This window comes from uncultured Neptuniibacter sp. (assembly GCF_947498015.1).
GTDB lineage: Bacteria > Pseudomonadota > Gammaproteobacteria > Pseudomonadales > Balneatricaceae > Neptuniibacter.
The window spans coordinates 1-522 of record NZ_CANMIR010000032.1; the positions used below are offsets into that span (position 1 = coordinate 1).

Annotated in this window: 3 tRNA genes and 1 pseudogene; all 4 read left to right on the top strand. The window is 48.9% G+C overall.

Features of this window, described 5'->3' with window-relative positions:
- Positions 1-105: 105 nt before the first annotated feature.
- A tRNA-Tyr gene (locus Q0882_RS16660) sits at positions 106-189 on the top strand.
- A 10-nt stretch (positions 190-199) separates the two neighbouring features.
- A tRNA-Gly gene (locus Q0882_RS16665) sits at positions 200-274 on the top strand.
- Positions 275-285: 11 nt separating this feature from the next.
- Positions 286-360 (top strand) — tRNA-Thr (locus tag Q0882_RS16670).
- 84 nt (positions 361-444) lie between these two features.
- A pseudogene (locus Q0882_RS16675) lies at positions 445-522 on the top strand (elongation factor Tu); the annotation flags it as partial.

Sequence of the window (522 nt, forward strand, 5' to 3'; positions counted from 1 at the left end):
GGTATAGCTCAGTTGGTAGAGCAACTGACTTGTAATCAGTAGGTCCCGAGTTCGACTCTTGGTGCCGGCACCATCTCAACGGCCATGCGAAGTTTTGAAATTGTTGGTGAGGTTCCCGAGTGGCCAAAGGGATCAGACTGTAAATCTGACGCGCGAGCTTCGGTGGTTCGAATCCACCCCTCACCACCATTCACGTAAGGCGGGTATGGTATAGTGGCTATTACCTCAGCCTTCCAAGCTGAAGAGGCGGGTTCGATTCCCGCTACCCGCTCCAATGTGAAAAAAGCTCAAGTAGCTCAGGGGTAGAGCACACCCTTGGTAAGGGTGAGGTCGGCGGTTCAATTCCGCTCTTGAGCTCCAGAATTTATTTAGGGTAGATATAGTAATATATCTGCCCTTTGTTATATTTGGCGCTTTGTAAACTTAATCGTACTGGACAATCCGATGGCTAAAGAACAATTTGAACGCTCAAAACCGCACGTTAACGTTGGTACAATCGGCCACGTTGACCACGGTAAAACT